General features: G+C 60.1%; 21 protein-coding genes. 9 read left to right on the top strand and 12 right to left on the bottom strand.

The genetic code is table 11. The features are described from left to right. Nucleotides 1–26: 26 nt before the first annotated feature. On the bottom strand, nucleotides 27–617 hold the full coding sequence (locus tag ACYZUC_RS12435; protein ID WP_461995999.1) for an HD domain-containing protein: 591 nt from the start codon (nucleotides 615–617) through the stop codon (nucleotides 27–29). A gap of 37 nt (nucleotides 618–654) precedes the next feature. Continuing rightward, a complete protein-coding gene (locus ACYZUC_RS12430; RefSeq protein WP_008030437.1) occupies nucleotides 655–966 on the bottom strand; it encodes an Mpo1-like protein in 312 nt (103 codons plus the stop codon). A gap of 160 nt (nucleotides 967–1,126) precedes the next feature. Here ACYZUC_RS12430 and ACYZUC_RS12425 point away from each other — a divergent pair, with 160 nt between their 5' ends. Continuing rightward, nucleotides 1,127–2,188 carry an AraC family transcriptional regulator gene (locus ACYZUC_RS12425; protein ID WP_461995996.1) on the top strand — a complete coding sequence of 354 codons (1,062 nt, stop codon included), beginning with the start codon at nucleotides 1,127–1,129 and terminating at the stop codon, nucleotides 2,186–2,188. Here ACYZUC_RS12425 and ACYZUC_RS12420 read toward each other — a convergent pair. Next, nucleotides 2,145–3,599, bottom strand: a complete 1,455-nt coding sequence (locus tag ACYZUC_RS12420) for a TrkH family potassium uptake protein (protein WP_461995994.1) — start codon at nucleotides 3,597–3,599, stop codon at nucleotides 2,145–2,147. The genes ACYZUC_RS12425 and ACYZUC_RS12420 overlap by 44 nt on opposite strands. Nucleotides 3,600–3,721: 122 nt before the next feature. On the opposite strand from ACYZUC_RS12420, the gene ACYZUC_RS12415 reads away from it, so the two are divergent. Then, nucleotides 3,722–4,288: an NAD(P)H nitroreductase gene (locus tag ACYZUC_RS12415; protein ID WP_461995993.1), complete on the top strand. Its 567-nt coding sequence runs from the start codon at nucleotides 3,722–3,724 to the stop codon at nucleotides 4,286–4,288. Between the two features lie 109 nt (nucleotides 4,289–4,397). On the opposite strand, the gene ACYZUC_RS12410 is transcribed toward ACYZUC_RS12415, so the two are convergent. The 6 genes from ACYZUC_RS12410 to ACYZUC_RS12385 all read right to left on the bottom strand — a co-directional run bounded on the left by ACYZUC_RS12410 (nucleotide 4,398) and on the right by ACYZUC_RS12385 (nucleotide 8,763). Then, nucleotides 4,398–5,738 carry a sensor histidine kinase gene (locus ACYZUC_RS12410; protein WP_461995992.1) on the bottom strand — a complete coding sequence of 447 codons (1,341 nt, stop codon included), beginning with the start codon at nucleotides 5,736–5,738 and terminating at the stop codon, nucleotides 4,398–4,400. A 174-nt stretch (nucleotides 5,739–5,912) separates the two neighbouring features. After that, on the bottom strand, nucleotides 5,913–6,362 hold the full coding sequence (locus tag ACYZUC_RS12405) for a hypothetical protein (protein WP_008030449.1): 450 nt from the start codon (nucleotides 6,360–6,362) through the stop codon (nucleotides 5,913–5,915). 295 nt (nucleotides 6,363–6,657) lie between these two features. Next, nucleotides 6,658–7,335, bottom strand: a complete 678-nt coding sequence (locus tag ACYZUC_RS12400; RefSeq protein WP_407010996.1) for a response regulator transcription factor — start codon at nucleotides 7,333–7,335, stop codon at nucleotides 6,658–6,660. A gap of 7 nt (nucleotides 7,336–7,342) precedes the next feature. Then, nucleotides 7,343–7,756, bottom strand: coding sequence for a translation initiation factor 2 (locus ACYZUC_RS12395; RefSeq protein ID WP_461995990.1), 414 nt, complete (start codon nucleotides 7,754–7,756; stop codon nucleotides 7,343–7,345). A gap of 109 nt (nucleotides 7,757–7,865) precedes the next feature. Further along, on the bottom strand, nucleotides 7,866–8,165 hold the full coding sequence (locus tag ACYZUC_RS12390; RefSeq protein WP_059407602.1) for a YciI family protein: 300 nt from the start codon (nucleotides 8,163–8,165) through the stop codon (nucleotides 7,866–7,868). 1 nt (nucleotide 8,166) lies between these two features. Next, nucleotides 8,167–8,763, bottom strand: a complete 597-nt coding sequence (locus ACYZUC_RS12385) for a septation protein A (protein WP_223413871.1) — start codon at nucleotides 8,761–8,763, stop codon at nucleotides 8,167–8,169. An 87-nt stretch (nucleotides 8,764–8,850) separates the two neighbouring features. Between ACYZUC_RS12385 and ACYZUC_RS12380 the strand changes: the two genes are divergently transcribed. The 7 genes from ACYZUC_RS12380 (at nucleotide 8,851) to arfB (ending at nucleotide 16,663) form a co-directional block, all read left to right on the top strand. Then, complete coding sequence (locus ACYZUC_RS12380; protein WP_008030458.1) at nucleotides 8,851–9,714, top strand: PHP domain-containing protein; 864 nt, start codon at nucleotides 8,851–8,853, stop codon at nucleotides 9,712–9,714. A 13-nt stretch (nucleotides 9,715–9,727) separates the two neighbouring features. After that, on the top strand, nucleotides 9,728–10,357 hold the full coding sequence (locus tag ACYZUC_RS12375) for an L-threonylcarbamoyladenylate synthase (protein WP_461995987.1): 630 nt from the start codon (nucleotides 9,728–9,730) through the stop codon (nucleotides 10,355–10,357). 63 nt (nucleotides 10,358–10,420) lie between these two features. Further along, nucleotides 10,421–11,179: a segregation and condensation protein A gene (locus ACYZUC_RS12370; RefSeq protein WP_404943248.1), complete on the top strand. Its 759-nt coding sequence runs from the start codon at nucleotides 10,421–10,423 to the stop codon at nucleotides 11,177–11,179. An 11-nt stretch (nucleotides 11,180–11,190) separates the two neighbouring features. After that, nucleotides 11,191–12,171, top strand: a complete 981-nt coding sequence (gene scpB / locus ACYZUC_RS12365; RefSeq protein ID WP_461995985.1) for an SMC-Scp complex subunit ScpB — start codon at nucleotides 11,191–11,193, stop codon at nucleotides 12,169–12,171. A gap of 370 nt (nucleotides 12,172–12,541) precedes the next feature. Then, complete coding sequence (gene rluB / locus ACYZUC_RS12360; protein WP_008030465.1) at nucleotides 12,542–13,795, top strand: 23S rRNA pseudouridine(2605) synthase RluB; 1,254 nt, start codon at nucleotides 12,542–12,544, stop codon at nucleotides 13,793–13,795. Between the two features lie 852 nt (nucleotides 13,796–14,647). Further along, a complete protein-coding gene (locus tag ACYZUC_RS12355; RefSeq protein ID WP_461995982.1) occupies nucleotides 14,648–16,060 on the top strand; it encodes an amino acid permease in 1,413 nt (470 codons plus the stop codon). Nucleotides 16,061–16,249: 189 nt separating this feature from the next. Beyond that, nucleotides 16,250–16,663, top strand: coding sequence for an alternative ribosome rescue aminoacyl-tRNA hydrolase ArfB (gene arfB, locus ACYZUC_RS12350; protein ID WP_003222786.1), 414 nt, complete (start codon nucleotides 16,250–16,252; stop codon nucleotides 16,661–16,663). On the opposite strand, the gene ACYZUC_RS12345 is transcribed toward arfB, so the two are convergent. From ACYZUC_RS12345 to ACYZUC_RS12335, 3 genes are all read right to left on the bottom strand, one after another. After that, nucleotides 16,660–17,859, bottom strand: coding sequence for an MFS transporter (locus ACYZUC_RS12345; RefSeq protein ID WP_008042686.1), 1,200 nt, complete (start codon nucleotides 17,857–17,859; stop codon nucleotides 16,660–16,662). The genes arfB and ACYZUC_RS12345 overlap by 4 nt on opposite strands. A gap of 104 nt (nucleotides 17,860–17,963) precedes the next feature. Next, a complete protein-coding gene (locus ACYZUC_RS12340; RefSeq protein WP_008030471.1) occupies nucleotides 17,964–18,146 on the bottom strand; it encodes a hypothetical protein in 183 nt (60 codons plus the stop codon). A gap of 76 nt (nucleotides 18,147–18,222) precedes the next feature. After that, nucleotides 18,223–18,354 carry a hypothetical protein gene (locus ACYZUC_RS12335; protein WP_008030474.1) on the bottom strand — a complete coding sequence of 44 codons (132 nt, stop codon included), beginning with the start codon at nucleotides 18,352–18,354 and terminating at the stop codon, nucleotides 18,223–18,225. Nucleotides 18,355–18,553 lie beyond the last annotated feature (199 nt).

Raw genomic sequence — 18,553 nt, 5'->3', positions numbered from 1 at the left:
GGGCCAGTCCTGACACCGCAGATCTGTCAGGCCGGCGCGTGCTCTTCCATCGCCGCCCTGTAAATCGAGTTCTTCGGATGAGCAAACAATCGCTCCATCATCGGTTCGAAGAAACTCAGCGGTAACGTCTCGTAAGCCGGATCAAACGCCGCCGCATCATACTTCGCGCAAAACTCGATGGTCGCCTGATACTGCGGATGCCCGCTGAATTGCTCGCGTAAATGCCGGTCCATCCCCAAGTGATGGAAAAAGTAGTACCCCTGGAAAATCCCGTGTTTCTCCACAATCCACACATTCTCGGCGCTGACAAATGGCTTGAGGATCGCGGCCGCGATGTCCGGGTGGTTGTAGGAGCCCAACGTGTCACCGATGTCGTGAAGCAGCGCGCACACCACGTATTCCTCGTCACGGCCATCGCGCCAGGCGCGGCTGGCGGTTTGCAGGGAGTGGGTCAAGCGATCCACCGGGAAGCCGCCAAAATCACCCTCCAGCAGTTTCAGGTGCGCCATGATCCGTTTCGGTAATTGCCTCGCGTAGGCACTGAAGTCGGCGGCGATGATCGCCCAGTCTTCCTGCGTGCCGTCCTGCATGTGGGTGAAGCGGGCATTGGCATTCATCGGCTAGTCTCTCTTTGCTTTTCTATAGCGGCTGCGCCTAGAACGGTACGCGGCCCAGAATCATGTCGCGAAACATCACAAAATCGCCGAGCAGGCTGTAAAACGGATGTTGAAAGGTTGCAGGACGATTCTTTTCAAAGAAGAAATGCCCGACCCAGGCGAAGCTGTAGCCCGCCAGCGGAATGGCCAGCAGCATCGACCAGGCACCTTTGCCGATGGTCAGCGCCAGAATACAAATAACCAGCGTCGTGCCAATGAAGTGCAATCGTCGGCAGGTACTGTTGCTGTGTTCGCTGAGGTAATACGGGTAAAACTCAGCGAAGCTGTTGAAACGTCTGATATTTTCCACGACTGCGATCTCTGTGGTTATTGTTCTGACTGCAAGTTGTTCTGCGGGTAGCTTATTTGAGTCTAGAGTGATCATTGGCATCAGCCAGTGACAATGGGCGCCACTTTAGTATCCTTCGGAAATTGGCCGTAGCATGCGGCTCATCATGTAAGTAAACGCCATGAGCGAACGAACGACTTCTGCAAGCTGGGCGATGGGGATTGTCAAAGCACTGGAGATGGACGGCCTGGATTGCCGGGTTCTGTTCAAGCAGCTGGGGCTCGACTACGCGTCACTGGACGATCCGGATGCGCGCTTCCCGCAAGATTCCATGACACGCCTGTGGCAGCGCGCGGTCGAGCTGTCCGGCAACCCGGCGATTGGCCTGAACATGGGCAAGGTCGTGCGACCGGCGTCATTCCACGTGGCTGGGTATGCCTTGATGTCCAGTCAGACCCTGGCCGAAGGCTTCCAACGGCTGGTGCGTTATCAGCGGATCATCGCCGAAAGTGCCGACCTGAGTTTCCGTCTGCTGGATGAAGGGTATGCCCTGATTCTGACGGTCCACGGCGACCATCTGCCGCCGACCCGACAAAGTGCCGAAGCCTCGCTGGCCTGCGCGCTGGCGCTGTGCGGCTGGCTGACCGGGCGCACCCTGCAACCGCGCAAGGTGTTGGTGCAGGGCGAACAGCCCGTCGATCTCGAACCGTATAAACAAGCCTTCCATGCGCCGCTGGTGTTCAACGCAGCTTATGACGCGCTGATTTTCGAGCGCGCCGACATGGAAGCACCGCTGCCAACCGCCAATGAGGCCATGGCGCTGCTGCATGACCGCTTTGCCGGGGAATACCTGGCGCGGTTTTCCGAAAGCCGCGTGACCCACAAGGCCCGTCAGGTGTTGTGCCGTTTACTGCCTCAGGGCGAGCCCAAGCGCGATACCGTGGCGCAGACGCTGCACTTGTCGCAACGGACGTTGCAGCGGCGCTTGCAGGAAGAGGGCACGAGTTTTCAGACGCTGCTCGACGACACGCGGCGCGAACTCGCCGAGCAGTATCTGGCACAACCGAGCATGACCCTGCTGGAAATTGCCTACCTGTTGGGGTTCGCCGATCCGAGCAATTTCTTCCGCGCCTTCCGACGCTGGTTCGATGCCACCCCCGGCGAGTACCGGGTGCGGTTGATGGATGCGCCGAACCAGGTCAGTGACGCCAGAACGCCGGAATACACAGAACAAACACCGTAATGATCTCCAGTCGGCCGAGCAGCATGCCGAACGACAGAATCCACTTGGCGGCATCCGGAAGGGTGGCGAAGTTGCCCGCCGGGCCAATGGTTTCGCCCAGTCCCGGGCCGACACCGGAAACGGTACTGGCGGCACCGGTCAGCGCCGTCATCCAGTCGACGCCGAGCAGCGACAGCAGCAGGGCGATGACACAGATGGTAATGGCGAAGAAGAACGAAAAGGTCAGGATCGAACGCACGATCTCTTCGTCGAGACGATGGCCGTTGTACTTCTGCTTGATCACCGCGCGCGGGTGAATCAACTGGTTAAGGTTGGCCTTGAGCAGAATGTAGGCGACCTGGAAACGGAAAATCTTGATACCGCCTGCAGTCGATCCCGAGCAACCGCCGACGAACCCCAGATAAAAGAACAGCATCAGCGAGAAATTGCCCCACAGGCTGTAGTCCCCGAGTGCGAAACCCGTGGTGGTCACCACCGACGTCACGTTCAGCGCCACATGCCGTAGCGCGTCCAGCCAATGCAACTGAGTGGTCCACCAGTACCAGGTGGTGAGCACCAGCCACGTTACCAGCAACATGCCGAGCAAACCTTGAACCTGTTCATCCTTGATCAGCGCCTTGCGGTTGCCACGCAACGTTGCCACGTACAGGGTGAACGGCAAGCTGCCGAGAATCATGATGACGATCGCCACCCAGTGCACCGCCGGTTGCGTCCACTTGGCCAGTGACTGGTCGGAGGTGGAGAAACCTCCGGTGGAAATCGCCGACATCGCGTGGTTGATCGCATCGAACGGACTCATCCCGGCCCACCAGAACGCCAGGCTGCCGAAAATGGTGATGCCGACGTAGGCCGCCACGATCAAACGCGCCACCATGTGCGAACGGGGCATGACTTTTTCGGAACGGTCCGACGACTCGGTCTGAAACAGCCGCATGCCACCGATACGCAGCAACGGCAGAATCGCGACGGCCATGCCGATAAAGCCGATGCCACCGATCCAGTGCAGCAACGAGCGCCACATCAGGATGCCGGGGGACATGTCATCGAGATGATTGAGCACCGTTGAGCCGGTGGCCGTGATCCCGGACATGCTTTCGAAGAATGAGTCGGTGTAGCTGATGTGCTGGGTCAACAGGAATGGCAACGCCGCGAAGATGCACACCACCAGCCAGCTGCTGACGGTCAGCAGGTACATGTCCCGCGGGCGCAAGTGCACGTGCTCGGGGCGGCCGGGGATCACCAGCGCCAGGCCGGCGACAAAGGTGATCATGCTGGCCCAGAGGAACGACGGCAGGTCGCCGGTGCGATCGAAAATCACCAGGGTGGCCATGGGCACGACCATGGAGATAGCCAGCGTGATCAGGAAGAGGCCGATGATGAAACCAATGAGACGTAAAGTCGGCAACGCCATGAAGTCCGCTCGGGCTGAAAGTAGGAAGGGCGCCATTCTACCCGTGGGGCAGGGCATGTAAACCGGCATCCCCGAGGCACTTGCAGCTAGAATAGCTGGACATTTTTTTCAGGAGGTGGCCGATGCAGGCTCTCGACGCTTTGCTCAACCGTGTTTCCGTTCCACGACTGATCGACCCGGCCCCTACCGCCGAGCAGCGCGAAGTGCTGTTTAACGCCGCGATGCGTGCGCCGGACCACGGCCACTTGCAGCCTTGGCGCTTCCTGACAGTCGAAGGCGCAGCGCGCGAGCAAATGGGCGAGTTGCTGGCCGAAGCCGCGAAACTGCAGGACAGCGAAGCGTCCGAAGCGGTGCTGGACAAGGCCCGCAATGGTCCGCTGCGCGCACCGTTGGTGGTCGTGGTGATCGCGCGGTTGCAGGATCACGTCAAGTATCCGAAGTCCGAGCAGTTGCTGGCGGCTGGCTGCGCGGCGCACGGGATTCTGCTGGCAGCCTATGCGCAAGGTATTGGCGCGGTCTGGCGCACCGGTGACCTGGCGTATTCGGCGCATGTGGCCAAGGGCTTGGGGTTGGCTGAAGGGGAAGAGGTGATTGCTTTCCTGTACCTGGGAACGCCGCTGAAAGAACCGCGCGTGGCGGAGAAAGCAGACCTCGCTGAATTCGTCAGCGCGTGGCCCGGCAAAGCCTGACACCACAAATCAAATGTGGGAGCGGGCTTGCTCGCGAAAGCGGTCTGTCAGCCAACATCTTAGTTGTCTGACAGACCGCTTTCGCGAGCAAGCCCGCTCCCACAGGGGATTACGGTTGGACCAGGGCTCCGGGTACCAATGGTAATTCCAGGCTGGCAATGAACCCGCCATCTGGATGATTAGCCAGCACCAGACTCCCGCCATGCCGCTCCGCCGCTCTGCGTGCAATGGCCAATCCCAAACCATGCCCGGCGGCTGTTTGCCCCGGCGCCCGATAAAACGGCTCACCCAACTGGCTCAAATGCTCGGCGTCGACCCCCGGCCCATGGTCACGCACGCTCACCACAATCCGCTCACCCTGACGCACAGCCTGCATTTCAATCGATTGCCCCACCGGGTTGAAGCGCTGGGCGTTGCGCAGCAGATTGTCCAGGGCGCGCTCGATCATCGTCGGCCAGCCTTTGAGATTCAGTTGCAGTTCCGCATCGAGGCGAACGTTCTGCTCCGGCGAACCCAGTTGCGCATCCTTTTGCAGCGAGTTGAGTAGCGCATTCAGATCAACGTCTTCTGCGCTGGCGTTATCGGCATCGACCCGCGCCAGCACGAGGATTTCGCTGATCAGCGCTTCGAGTCGGTCGCACTCGCGGGTCAGGCGTGGCCAGAGTTTTTCCCGTTCCTCTGGGTTGGCTCGTTCGGCCAGTGCCAACGCAATGCGCAACCGGGCAAGCGGTGAGCGCAACTCGTGGGACACATCGCGCAGCAATTGGCGCTGACTGCCGATCAGGCTTTGCAGCCGTGAGCCCATGCGGTTGAAATCGTTGGCCAGCACGCCGAACTCATCGCGACGGTTGGCCAGTTTCACCAGGCTGTTCTGCTGATAGGTGGTTTGCCCCAGGTCATGCACCGCGCCGCGCAAACGGCTTAGCGGTCGGGTGATGGACAGGGTCACGAACAGGCTGAACAGGGTCAGCACCACGAGCGCGATGCCCAGCGCACTCAGTGGCCAGAGCAGGCTTTCGCGGTGCCATGAGTCCAGCTCCGGGTGCGGAATACGATAAATCAGCAGGTAGGTGTCGCCGGTTTTTTCACTGGTGTACTCGGCGGTCAGACGCCGCCACGGCAGGCGTCGGTCATCGTTGTTCTGACGCGCTTCGAAGGCCGCCGCGCGGCGCGGAAAGGTACCGCGAACGACCGGGTCACCGCTTTCGTTGAGCACCTGAACGTCGATGTGATACTGGCGTTTGCGCTGTTCGAGAATGTCCTGGGCGGCTTCTTCGCCCTGGGATTCGTAGGTTTGCGTCCATTCTTCGGGCAAGGTGTTGAGGCCCGGGTGGCGACTGAGAATCCACGCGTCCTGGTTGAGCATGTGCCCGAGCAGAATCGACAGCCCTGCCACCAGAGCGATGGCCAGCCAGAAGCTGGCCAGGATACGCCAGAACAATGAGCGCACAGAAAATCCTCAAGCTGACTGAATTCCATGTGGGAGCGAGCCTGCTCGCGAAAGCGGTGTGTCAGTCAAAGTAACTTGGTCTGATACACCGCTTTCGCGAGCAGGCTCGCTCCCACATTGAACAGGGTGGTATCAGACCCAACGGGGTTAGCCGCTGGGTCCGGGGTCAGCGCATTATTGCGCTTTTTGCGGTTGTTGCGCTTTCCACGCCTTGAACTCGGCCCATTCGGCGCGGCGCTCAGCCTGTTTTTTCTGGATCTCGTCGAATTGCTTCTGTTGATCCGGTTTCAGCAGGGCGCGCACATCGGCCTCGGCTTTCTTGTGGTTGGCGGCCATTTCATCTTTCATGGCTTTCTGGTCGGCTGGCGAGAGTTTTTCCAGGTATTTGTCGACCACTTGCTTACGCTCGTGCATCTGCTCGCCCATGATCTTGCGGATCTGCTCGCGCTGTTCGCGGCTCAGGTCCAGTTGGCTGTACGGGCCCTTGCCGTGCATGCCGTGCATCTGACCGCCGTGGCGCGAGCCGTCCATCGAACCACCCATCGGGCCGGCGCCTTCAGGCATGGCCATGGCAACGGTTGGCAGGGCGGCAGCGAACATCAGAGCGATAAGAGTCTTGCGCATGGTGAATCTCCTTGTCTCGTTCCCGGTACGTTCCGGATGAGTACAGATTACGCAGATCAAGGTCAGCGGCGGTCAGCGGAGCGTAAAGCTTGGGTAAAGACGATTTTGTATTCACCTGACACAACATCAAACCTGTAGGAGCCGGCTTGCTGGCGATCCATACGACGCGGTGTGTCAGGTAAGCCGCCATCGCCGGCAAGCCAGCTCCTACAGGGGTTTGTATTCACCTGACACAACACCGAACCCGTAGGAGCCAGCTTGCTGGCGATGCAGACGACGCGGTCATCGTTGGGGATCAGAGGCTGTAGTAATAGCCACGGCTGCGCAGGGCGACGATGCGAGGGCGGCCGTCGGGGTGGGGGCCGATCTTTTTGCGCAGGTTACTGACGTGCATGTCCAGGCTGCGGTCGTACAGGGTGAGCTTGCGACCGAGGGCGATCTGCGCCAGTTCCTGTTTGTCCAGCGGTTCGCCTGGCTGCTTGAGCAAGGCTTCGAGCAAGCGGCTTTCGGAGACGGTGAGGGTGAATTCCTGTTCATCGATGCTGACCACGCCCCGCACCGGGCTGAAACACAGATCGCCCAGTTCAAGCTGGCTGGACACCGCCGCCGGATGACTGCGGCGCAAGACGGCGCGCAGGCGGGCGGTCAGTTCCCGTGGATCGCACGGTTTGGCCAGGTAATCGTCAGCGCCGAGTTCCAGGCCCAGGATGCGGTCCAGAGGCTCGCCGCGTGCCGAGAGCATCAGCACCGGCAATTCCGGATGGTCGCTGCGCAATTGCTTGAGCAGTTCCAGGCCGCTGCCGTCCGGCAGCATCACATCCAGCACCACGGCCGCCGGTGACGTTTCGGCCAGCGCGCGACGAGCACTCTGACCGTCGTGGCAAGCCCGGACCTGAAAGCCTTCCTGGCTCAGCCAACTGACCAGCAGCTCACACAGCTCCTGATCGTCATCAATTAATAACAGCTCGCTCATGACTCACTCAATTTAGCCATTGTCGACGTTTTCGACTTGCACCACTGGCGAAGATACCGCAGAGCAGGGCCAATAGCGCAACTCCTGCGCCGATCACGAACCATTGCTGCTGGTCTGTCAAAAAGCGCGGCAGCGGACTGCTGGCCTGGGCTTCCTTGAGTTGCAGTTTCAGACGCTGATTCTCCTGGCGCAACCGGCTCAGCTGAGCGCTTTCGCGTTCGGCATCTGCACTCTGCAGTTGTTTGCTCAGTTCTTCTCGTTGCTGTTCGCTCACCTTCAAGCGTTGCTGCAACTCGCTGATCTGGCTCCCGGCGCTCAAGGACAGAGGCGTCGAATTACCACCGGCGGCACTTTCTTCACCGTGGGCGGGCGCCACGATCGACAACGTGACCAACATCAGACACAACGGACCTTTGCGCATCGGAGCTCCTGAATCCAATCGATTATTGGGCAGGTTGTCGGCAGGCAAACGAGAATAATGAGCGATTGAGAGCGCGATGAACCAAGAAGGTTCATCGCACGGGGGACGTTTACGGAAGGACTTGCTTGAACGGCTTGACCGAAACGTTGGCGTAGACGCCTGCAGCGATGTACGGATCGGCGTCGGCCCAGGCCTGGGCGGCGCTCAGGGAATCGAATTCGGCGACGATCAGGCTGCCGGTGAAACCCGCAGCGCCCGGATCATTGCTGTCGACTGCCGGGTTTGGGCCGGCCAATACGATACGACCTTCGCCTTTGAGCACTTGCAGGCGCTCAAGGTGTGCAGGCCGTGCGGCCAGGCGGGCTTCCAGGGAGTTGGCGACGTCTGTGGCAATGATTGCGTAAAGCATGTCAGTCCTCGGTTTTTGGCGTAGTGGTATCGGCGTCGTGCAGGTGGCGGGACAGGTAAATACCCTGAGCGACCAGGAACAACAGCGTCATGCCCAGGCTGCCGAAGACTTTGAAGTCGACCCAGTATTCCTGAAACGTGAACGCGACAAACAGGTTGGCGGCACCGCAGAACAGGAAAAATGCGATCCAGGCGATGTTCAGGCGAGTCCAGACCAGGTCCGGCAGGGTCAGTGCGTGGCCCATGATGCGCTTGATCAGCAACTGGTCACCGATGAAGTGGCTGCCGATGAACGCCAGGGCAAACAGCCAGTTGACCACCGGGGCTTTCCATTTCAGGAAGGTCTCGCTGTGGAACGCCAGCGTCAGGCTACCGAAGACCAGGCAGGCGATGAGCGTCAGCCATTGGCTTTTTTCCAGCTTGCGCTGCTTGATGAAGAGCGTGCCGTACACCACCAGGGAACTGATGATCAGCATTGCCGTGGCGCTGTAAATACCGCCTACAGTGACTGGGTGACCGGCGATGTCGACGACCCGTGGATCGATTTTGAATACGATGAAAAACAGCAGGAGCGGGATGAAATCGATGAATTGTTTCACAGTGGCAGCCAGAAGCAGGATGTGGCGGCATAATAACAAACATATGGGCGCGCGATAGCGCCAGCTGATTTGAGGTTACACATCCCTGTGAATGTTGATTTGCACTGCCATAGCACGGCCTCCGATGGCGCCCTGGCGCCTGCGGTTCTGGTTGCGCGTGCGTTCGAGAAAGGCGTGCGAGTCCTGGCCTTGACCGATCACGACACCCTTGAAGGCCTCGATGAGGCCCGTAGCGCCGCAACAGCGCTGGGGATGCAACTGGTCAACGGCGTCGAGTTGTCCTGCACCTGGGGCGGCGCAACCATTCATGTGCTGGGCTACGGATTTGATGTCAATGCAGCGCCGTTGGTCGATGCCATTGCCAAGTTGCACGATGGCCGTTGGCTACGTTCCGAAGAGATAAGCCGCAAACTGGCGTTGAAGGGCATGCCGGGTGCGCTGGAAGGCGCCCGGGCGATTCAACAGGAACTGGGCGACAGCGGCAACGCGCCGGCCCGCCCGCACTTCGCTGACTGGATGGTGCGCGAAGGTTTCGTCAAGGATCGCGCCGAAGCGTTCCGCAAATGGCTGGGCGCCGGCAAGCTGGGGGACGTCAAGCAACACTGGCCGACCCTGGAAGAGACCGTCGAAACCCTGCGCGCCGCAAAAGCCTGGGTGAGCCTGGCGCATCCCTGGCACTACGATTTCACTCGCAGCAAGCGTCGCCGCCTGATTTCTGACTATATTCAAGCTGGGGGCCACGCTATCGAAGTGGTCAATGGCCATCAGCCCGCCGAGCAAGTGGGCAGCCTGGCGATTCTCGCCCGTGAGTTCGGTCTGCTGGTCAGCGCCGGCAGTGATTTTCATGGCCCTGGAGGCTGGTCCGAGATCGGTGAATACCGCCCGCTCCCGGAGGATCTGCCACCACTGTGGTGTCGATTCAAACATGACCCAATTATTGCCGCCGTCTGAACAGGTAGAGAATGTGAGTCAATTTTTCCAGATACATCCGGAAAACCCGCAAGCGCGCCTGATCAAACAGGCTGTCGAGATCATCCGCAACGGCGGGGTGGTGATTTATCCCACAGACTCTTCCTACGCCATTGGTTGCCAGATCGGCGACAAGAATGCCGTGGAGCGCGTGCGCCGGTTGCGTCAACTGGACGAGAAGCACAACTTCGCGCTGATTTGCAGCGACCTGTCGCAACTCGGGCTGTTTGCCAAGATCGACACCGGCACCTTCCGCGTGCTCAAGGCGCACCTGCCGGGGCCTTACACCTTCATTCTCAACGCCACCCGTGAAGTCCCGCGGCTGTTGTTGCACCCGAAAAAGCGCACCATCGGCTTGCGTGTGCCAAGCCATCCGATTGCCCTGGCGCTGCTGGAAGAACTCGGCGAACCGCTGATGAGCGTGACGCTGATCATGCCCGGCGACACTGACCCGCTGAGCGATCCTTACGAAATGCGCCAATTGCTCGAGCATCAAGTGGACCTGATCATCGACGGCGGTTTCGGCGGCATCAAGGCATCCACGGTGATCAACCTCGCCGATGGCGAGCCGGAAGTGATCCGCGTCGGTTGCGGCGACCCGACGCCGTTCATGGCCGAGGCGTAAATGTCTGCAGTAGAACCCGTTATTGACAGTCAGGCCGGCGCCCAGCAAGAACTGCCTTTCGCCATGGTCTATGGCCAGGCGGTGCTGGAAATGCCGCTGGACCTGTACATTCCGCCGGATGCACTCGAGGTCTTTCTCGAAGCCTTCGAAGGCCCCCTCGACCTGCTGCTGTACCTGATCCGCAAACAGAACATCAACATCCTCGACATCCCGGTGGCGGAAATCACCCGCCAGTACATGGGCTATGTCGAGTTGATGCAGTCGGTGCGCCTGGAGCTGGCCGCCGAGTACCTGGTGATGGCCGCGATGCTGGCCGAAATCAAATCGCGGATGCTGTTGCCTCGCGCCGAAACCATCGAAGACGAAGAAGACGACCCGCGCGCCGAACTTATCCGTCGCTTGCAGGAATACGAGCGCTTCAAGGCAGCCGCGGAAGGCATTGATGGCCTGAGCCGCGTCGGTCGTGATGTGGTGGTGCCCAAACTGGATGCCCCGGAAGCACGGGCGCGCAAGCTGTTGCCGGATGTGAGTCTGTCGGAGTTGTTGATGTCCATGGCCGAGGTGCTGCGCCGTGGCGACATGTTCGAAAGCCACCAGGTCAGCCGCGAGGCGCTGTCCACGCGCGAACGCATGAGTGACGTGCTGGAGCGGCTAAAGGGGGGCGGTTTCGTGCCCTTTGTCGAGCTGTTCACCGCTGAAGAAGGACGTCTGGGGGTGGTGGTGACCTTTATGGCGATCCTCGAACTGGTCAAGGAATCTTTGGTCGAGCTGGTGCAGAATGAGCCGTTCGCGGCGATCCACGTGCGAGCCCGAGCCGAATAACGAGTTGAATCATGAACCTGACTGAACCCCGCGAGCTGGCGCCATTGCTTGAAGCCTTTCTGTTGGCCTCGGGAAAACCGCAATCGCTTGAACGCCTGTTCGAACTCTTTGAGGAGGGCGAGCGACCAGAGCCGCCGGTCTTCAAGAAAGCCCTGACGATTCTGGCCAAGTCCTGCGATGGCCGTTCGTTCGAGCTGAAGGAAGTCGCCTCCGGCTATCGCCTGCAGATCCGCGAAAAATTCTCGCCATGGGTCGGGCGTTTGTGGGAGGAGCGCCCGCAGCGGTATTCCCGCGCCATGCTCGAAACCATGGCCCTGATCGCCTATCGCCAGCCGATCACCCGGGGCGAGATCGAGGACGTGCGGGGCGTGGCGGTGAACAGTCACATCGTCAAGACGTTGCTGGAGCGGGAGTGGATTCGCATCGTCGGTTATCGCGACGTGCCCGGTAAACCGGCGATGTTTGCGACGACGAAGGCGTTTCTCGATCATTTCAACCTGAAGAATCTTGACGATTTGCCGCCGCTCGCGGAACTGCGCGAGCTGGAGCCTGACCCGGTGCTCGACTTCGACGACGCACCCGTGCCGGCCGGATTGCAGGAACTGGCGGACGCCAGCGCCGAGCCGGAAGAGCCGAAGGAAGAAACCAGTTTCCATACGTTGCTGCTGGAGCTGGACACCATGGAGGAGGGGCTCAAGACCGACTTCGATGACATTTTGCGTGATAGCGAGATGAGCGTAACCGAAGAGGTTTTGGCGCAGCCGGAAGCGGTCATTGAGGCTGAACTTCAAGTCGAACCAGAGGCCACCGTCGAAGAAGAACGGGAAGATGATGTGCTCGGTGTGGCTGAGGCGCGCGAAAAGCTCCTGGCCGCCGTCGCCGCGCTCGAACAGCCGAAACCCGAGCCCGAACCCGAGTTGTCCGATGAAGAAGCCGAAGCCCGGGCCCTGGCCGAAGCCATCGAAGCCGAACGCCGCGAATTCGAAGACTGACCTCCGACCTCGCAGGCGATGAAATCCACTGTAGGAGCCGGCTTGCTGGCGATAGCGGTGCGTCAGTCGACACATTTAGTGCCTGACAGGACGCCATCGCCGGCAAGCCGGCTCCTACAGGATTGGTGTTCAACCAAAGCCCCCAGCATCAGCATCTGCCCAGTCCTCACCGAAGCGGCGCTGCGTCTGATCAAACTCGGTGCCACCGGTCGGCGGAAATCCAGGTAACTGGCCATTCATCAGCTAGTCTCTGATGCGCAAACGCCGACATGAGCGTATGATTCGCGACCCTTCGGCGATCCCTTCGCCCAAGTACAAGCTTTCAACTCTTCAGGCAAAGCCTGAACAGACCACACCGGGAGGTGCCCAGATGAGTATCAACGACCAGAAAGACGACCAGGAAATCGGCCCAGCAGGCGAGAAACTGCAGAAAGTCCTCGCCCGTATCGGCGTCGGCTCGCGCCGTGACGTAGAAGCCTGGATCAGCCACGGCCGCATCAAGGTCAACGGCAAAGACGCCACCCTCGGGCAGCGCGTCGACATGCACGACGCCATCACCATCGATGGCAAGGTGATCAAGCGCGAAGAAGCCGCCGAGTCGGTACGCCGCGTGATCATGTACAACAAGCCCGACGGTGAAATCTGCACCCGCCTTGACCCGGAAGGCCGCCCAACTGTTTTCGACAAGATGCCACGGCCCAAAGAAGGTCGCTGGATCAACATCGGTCGTCTGGACATCAACACCACCGGTCTGCTGATGTTCACCACCGACGGTGAACTGGCCAACCGCCTGATGCACCCTTCCTACGAAATGGACCGTGAATACGCGGTACGTGTGCGTGGCGAAGTCGATGACGAGATGATCGAGCGTCTGAAGGCAGGCGTTGTCCTTGAAGACGGCCCGGCCAAGTTCACCGACATCAAGCAAGCACCAGGTGGCGAAGGTTTCAACCACTGGTACCACTGCGTGGTGATGGAAGGTCGCAACCGCGAAGTTCGTCGTCTGTGGGAATCCCAGGGTCTGGTGGTCAGCCGTCTGAAGCGCGTGCGTTTCGGTCCGGTGTTCCTCAACTCCGACCTGCCGATGGGTCGCTGGCGCGAAATGAGCCAGTACGAAGTCGACATTCTGAGTGCGGAAGTGGGCCTGACGCCTGTGGCCATGCCGCAGATGAACGCCAAGAGCAAAGACAAGCTCGACCGTATGCAGCGTAAATCGTCGCGTCCGATGGGCAAGACCGAGCGCGTGCGTTCGTTGCGTCCTGCTATCGGTAACCAGTCCGCTGCTACACCGCGCGATACCCGTGAACCGCATATCGAAGGCGAGCGTCCAGCCCGCAAACCAGCAGCGCCACGCGCTGATGGCGAGCGCGGTCCACGCACGCCGCGTCCGGCCAACGGTCGCACTGAACGTGGCGAAGGCCGCGGTGCCCCTGCTGGTCGTGGAGAGTCAGGCCGCGGTACGCCAGTGGCCGATCGTCCTTCGGACACCAAGCGCCCGGCCAAGCCAGCGCCAAAACGTCCGGGGATCAAGCTGGTCGAGGGTGACAAACCTTCGGGCAAGCGCCGCGGCGCGCCAGCCGGTTCGGGCCAGCGTCCGGGCTTCGGTCGTCGCAAGCCTGAGTAAGGGCTAAGCGGCAGATGAAAAACGCCAACCTTCGGGTTGGCGTTTTTTTTTGCCCGGTTTTTGCCCGGCGTTGTTTTTGAGGGCCTCTTCGCGGGCAAGCCTCGCTCCTACAGGTATCGCGGCTCGCGGAAACGGCACCGAACCTGTAGGAGCGAGGCTTGCCCGCGAAGGCGTCAGTGGGAGCACTGCCAAAGTCGGGGTGGAAAATAGGTGTTACGCCTCGTAAAGAAAACCTGACGATTTCTGCCGATTGGCCTCGAGAAACCACCCTCCGGCGATAACCGTAAGAAATTTCTTCCGCTCTATGAGCCTTTAGACCTTTTTCAGCACTCTGGCCCGCTTGTTTCACCGTCCCATGCAAGGTGAGATGCGCCCCATGCCTGTCGTGCAGGTGCATAACAAAAAGGAGGCGCAATGTACGCCGTGACTCATCTCCACCTCTCCCCGTGGGGCGGTTTTCCTATCGCTCACGCCGACGACCTGCAAAGGTCTGACTCTCTTTTTGCAGTCGCCCGAAACCCTCGGGGCGGACACGGGCAATCCCGGCAACCGACACGCTGATCCAGCAGTGTCTGGCAGCAGGGGGTTAGCGGTGTACAATGCGCCGCGTTTTACCTGTGACCTCCTGCGCACCTGCGCAAACCTCAAGGCTATCCGCCTTGTTCACTCCGCCGCGTCACGAGCGTGTCGGGTTCGATTTCGTCACAGATAAAAACAAACAGGTGACGCATGACCGTTGTAAATACGCTGAACTCCTGGTGCCTGCGCTGGGGTTTGATCGGCGCTGCTTAAAGTCGCAACCGAGCAGCAACGTCTATTGAACATCATCAAACCTTGCGTGAGACCCTTTTCATGAGTGGACAAAACTCGCATTCAGGCGAGCTGAAACGCGGCCTGAAGAATCGTCATATTCAACTGATCGCCCTCGGTGGCGCGATTGGTACCGGCCTGTTCCTCGGCTCGGCCGGTGTACTGAAATCCGCTGGCCCGTCGATGATCCTCGGCTACGCCATCTGCGGCTTCATTGCCTTCATGATCATGCGCCAGCTCGGCGAAATGATTGTCGAAGAGCCGGTGGCCGGTTCCTTCAGCCACTTCGCGCACAAATACTGGGGCGGTTTCGCCGGTTTCCTGTCGGGCTGGAACTGCTGGATCCTGTACATTCTGGTGGGCATGTCAGAGCTGACCGCCGTCGGCAAGTACATCCACTACTGGGCGCCGGACATCCCGACCTGGGTCTCGGCAGCCGGGTTCTTCGTGCTGATCAACCTCATTAACCTGGCCAACGTCAAAGTCTTCGGTGAGGCCGAGTTCTGGTTCGCGATCATCAAGGTCGTCGCGATCGTCGGCATGATTGCCCTGGGCAGCTACTTGCTGGTCAGCGGGCACGGCGGACCGGAAGCGTCGGTGACCAACCTGTGGTCCCACGGTGGTTTCTTCCCGAATGGCGTCAGTGGTCTGGTGATGGCCATGGCGATCATCATGTTCAGCTTCGGCGGCCTGGAAATGCTCGGCTTCACCGCAGCAGAAGCGGACAAGCCGAAAACCGTGATCCCGAAAGCGATCAACCAGGTGATCTACCGGATCCTGATTTTCTACATCGGCGCATTGGTCATCCTGTTGTCGCTGACGCCATGGGACAGCCTGCTGGCGACCCTGAACGCCTCCGGCGATTCCTACAGCGGCAGCCCGTTCGTGCAAGTGTTCTCGATGCTCGGCAGCAACACCGCCGCGCACATCCTCAACTTCGTGGTGCTGACCGCGGCGTTGTCGGTGTACAACAGCGGCACCTACTGCAACAGCCGCATGCTGCTGGGCATGGCCGAGCAGGGCGATGCGCCGAAAGCCCTGGCGAAGATCGACAAGCGCGGCGTGCCGGTGCGTTCGATCCTCGCTTCGGCGGCGGTGACGCTGATTGCGGTGCTGTTGAACTACCTGATCCCGCAAAACGCGCTGGAACTGTTGATGTCGCTGGTGGTGGCCACGTTGGTGATCAACTGGGCGATGATCAGCTATTCGCACTTCAAGTTCCGCCAGCACATGAACAAGACCAAGCAGACGCCGCTGTTCAAGGCCCTGTGGTATCCGTACGGAAACTACATCTGCCTGGCGTTCGTGGTGTTCATCCTTGGCGTGATGCTGTTGATCCCGGGCATTCAGGTTTCGGTGTACGCGATTCCGGTGTGGGTCGTGTTCATGTGGGTTTGCTACGGCATCAAGAACAAGCGCAGTGCTCAGCACGCACTGCACGCTGCCGCGAAGTAACGCAACGCGTAGAAACAACAAACCCGGCCAATGTGCCGGGTTTTTTGTAAGCGACGCTAAACCTGTAGGAGCGAGGCTTGCCCGCGAAGAAGACGCCGCGATTCATCAGGCAAATCGCGCAATCGTTCTTCGCGGGCAAGCCTCGCTCCTACAGGGTATTCTGGCGGTCCTGATATCGGACGCTTTTCCATGCTGGTGATTTCCAACAACGTGCATCTGCCGGATGCCGAGATCGAATTGACGGCCATCCGCGCCCAGGGCGCCGGTGGGCAGAACGTCAACAAGGTCTCCAGCGCCGTGCACCTGCGCTTCGACATTCCGGCCTCGTCCTTGCCCGAGTTCTACAAGGAGCGGCTGCTGGCGCTACGTGACAGCCGCATCACCAGCGACGGCGTGTTGATCATCAAGGCCCAGCAATACCGCACGCAGGAAGCCAACCGCGCCGATGCGCTGGAGCGGCTGACCGAGTTGATCCTCAGCGCCACCAAGGTCGAAAAGAAACGCCGTCCGACCAAACCGACCCTCGGTTCGAAAAAGCGACGACTCGAATCCAAGACCAAGCGCGGCAGCATCAAGGCTGGGCGCGGCAAGGTCGACTTCTAACGCGCGTCTCGCTCTTCACGATACTTGGGCGCTTGCCTGTACAGGTAAACGCTCAGTACCAAACCGCTCAAAGCGGCGATTGCGGCGAACAGGAAGATCGAAGCAAAACCAAATCCGGCGGCAATCGCGCCCGCCAACGGTCCGGTAATCCCCAGCGACAAATCGATGAACAGCGAATACGCGCCAACCGCAGCGCCACGGCTGGACGCTGGCACCAGATTGACCGCTTCCACGCCCAGCGCCGGGAACACCAGGGAAAAACCGAAACCGCTCAGCGCCGCGCCGGCCAAGGCCCAATGAGCATCTGGCGCGAGCCACAGCAGCAACAGCCCCAGGGTTTCCACCGACAGGCAGGCAATCGCCACGCGAAAACCACCGAGGCGGTTGATCAGGTTGCCGAACAACAGCCGCGCGCCGATGAAGCTCGCGCCAAACAGGCTCAGGCACAACACCGCGTTGTCCCAGTGCTGCGTGGCGTAATACAGGGTGATGAAGGTGGCGATGGTGCCGAAGCCGATCGACCCCAGCGCCAGGCCGCAACCGTGCGGCAGCACTCGACCCAACACATGCATGAACGGCAATCGTTCCCCGGCCACGATGGGCGCGGCGGTTTTCGGCCAGGCCAACGCCAGGCCCAGCACGGCGAGCAACACGATGCTCACGCCCATGCTCCACAAGCCCAACTGACTGACCAGCAGCACGCCAAGCGGTGCACCGACGGCCAGTGCGCCATAACTGGCGATGCCGTTCCACGAGATCACTTTGGCGGTGTTCGCCGCGCCGACCCGGCCGATGCCCCAGCCGATCGAACCTGAGCCCACCAGGCTTTCCGCGCTGCCGAGCACCAGGCGGCCGATCAACAGGCTGATCAGGCTCAGCATCGGCAGGCTTTGGGTCCAGGCCGAAATCAGCATGAATACGCCGCTCAGACCGCAACCGGCGAGGCCATACATGACCGCCAGTTTGCTGCCCTTGTTATCAATGATTTTCCCGGCGTATGGACGGCTTAGCAGGGTGGCCAGGTATTGCACGCTGATCACCAGGCCGGCGACTACGGCACCGAAACCCAGATCGCTGTGGACGTAGCCGGGCAATACGGCCAGGGGAATGCCGATGTTGAGGTAGCCGATAAAAGTGAACAGGACGATGGAAACGACTTGCAGCGTGACCGCCAGGGGGCGCTGGTTTTCAGACATGGGTAAAGGTCCACGGGAAAGCAGGATAGATAGGCTGCTTATGATAGCGGCGCGAGAGGCCGCAGGGCGTGGAAAAGTAAAACTATTTGCCGGGTGGGGGCGAATCAGGGTTTGGCGGGGGCGACCAATTGCGTCGTGACCAAGGCGGCCAGGGCATTTTCTTCGCTGCCGAAACGGGCGAGCAATGCCGCTTGTTTCTCGGGGGACAGGCGATTCCAAATCTCGATCATCTTCTCGGCGGTGCCGATCAGGACGCTGGCCTGGGTCTCGCTAAAGTCATCGGTCATGGATAAGTGGCTCGGTTTCAGGCGGTGTGGAAAGCGCATGTTAGCGCTTTCCACACGGTCTGGCATTGCGGGTGTTTCAGTCTTCGCTGTCGGCCTGGCGGCGTTCAGTGGCTTCTTTCGGCTCGGGCTGTTGGGCGCCGGCTTGCTGCGTGGGTGTCTGCTCAGTTTCGTGCAGGCTTGGGAAGGGGAGATTAGGGATCTCGTGCATGTTTCGCGCTCCTCGCAAAGTCTGTTGATAGATCTGGTAGATCCGCGCTTTTACAAAGCCTGGGCAGGATACAGCAGGAGAAATGACAATCAGACTTTTATATCCAATTGTTACGACGGATGGGCTTGTCTAGACAGGTGTGGAAGAGGGCGCGACACGAAACAAATGTGGGAGCGAGCCTGCTCGCGATAGCGATGTG

Source organism: Pseudomonas sp. GT1P32 (genome assembly GCF_054897805.1).
Note: the sequence above shows the minus strand (reverse complement) of the source record. Positions and strands in the feature narration are given on the sequence as shown.

What these genes read in the sequence shown, in the direction of transcription:
- ACYZUC_RS12435 (WP_461995999.1), bottom strand. Translation starts at nt 617, where the DNA reads ATGAATGCCAATGCCCGCTTCACCCACATGCAGGACGGCACGCAGGAA.
- ACYZUC_RS12425 (WP_461995996.1), top strand. Translation starts at nt 1,127, where the DNA reads ATGAGCGAACGAACGACTTCTGCAAGCTGGGCGATGGGGATTGTCAAA.
- ACYZUC_RS12420 (WP_461995994.1), bottom strand. Translation starts at nt 3,599, where the DNA reads ATGGCGTTGCCGACTTTACGTCTCATTGGTTTCATCATCGGCCTCTTC.
- ACYZUC_RS12415 (WP_461995993.1), top strand. Translation starts at nt 3,722, where the DNA reads ATGCAGGCTCTCGACGCTTTGCTCAACCGTGTTTCCGTTCCACGACTG.
- ACYZUC_RS12405 (WP_008030449.1), bottom strand. Translation starts at nt 6,362, where the DNA reads ATGCGCAAGACTCTTATCGCTCTGATGTTCGCTGCCGCCCTGCCAACC.
- ACYZUC_RS12400 (WP_407010996.1), bottom strand. Translation starts at nt 7,335, where the DNA reads ATGAGCGAGCTGTTATTAATTGATGACGATCAGGAGCTGTGTGAGCTG.
- ACYZUC_RS12395 (WP_461995990.1), bottom strand. Translation starts at nt 7,756, where the DNA reads ATGCGCAAAGGTCCGTTGTGTCTGATGTTGGTCACGTTGTCGATCGTG.
- ACYZUC_RS12390 (WP_059407602.1), bottom strand. Translation starts at nt 8,165, where the DNA reads ATGCTTTACGCAATCATTGCCACAGACGTCGCCAACTCCCTGGAAGCC.
- ACYZUC_RS12370 (WP_404943248.1), top strand. Translation starts at nt 10,421, where the DNA reads ATGGTCTATGGCCAGGCGGTGCTGGAAATGCCGCTGGACCTGTACATT.
- scpB (WP_461995985.1), top strand. Translation starts at nt 11,191, where the DNA reads ATGAACCTGACTGAACCCCGCGAGCTGGCGCCATTGCTTGAAGCCTTT.
- rluB (WP_008030465.1), top strand. Translation starts at nt 12,542, where the DNA reads ATGAGTATCAACGACCAGAAAGACGACCAGGAAATCGGCCCAGCAGGC.
- ACYZUC_RS12355 (WP_461995982.1), top strand. Translation starts at nt 14,648, where the DNA reads ATGAGTGGACAAAACTCGCATTCAGGCGAGCTGAAACGCGGCCTGAAG.
- arfB (WP_003222786.1), top strand. Translation starts at nt 16,250, where the DNA reads ATGCTGGTGATTTCCAACAACGTGCATCTGCCGGATGCCGAGATCGAA.
- ACYZUC_RS12345 (WP_008042686.1), bottom strand. Translation starts at nt 17,859, where the DNA reads ATGTCTGAAAACCAGCGCCCCCTGGCGGTCACGCTGCAAGTCGTTTCC.
- ACYZUC_RS12340 (WP_008030471.1), bottom strand. Translation starts at nt 18,146, where the DNA reads ATGACCGATGACTTTAGCGAGACCCAGGCCAGCGTCCTGATCGGCACC.
- ACYZUC_RS12335 (WP_008030474.1), bottom strand. Translation starts at nt 18,354, where the DNA reads ATGCACGAGATCCCTAATCTCCCCTTCCCAAGCCTGCACGAAACTGAG.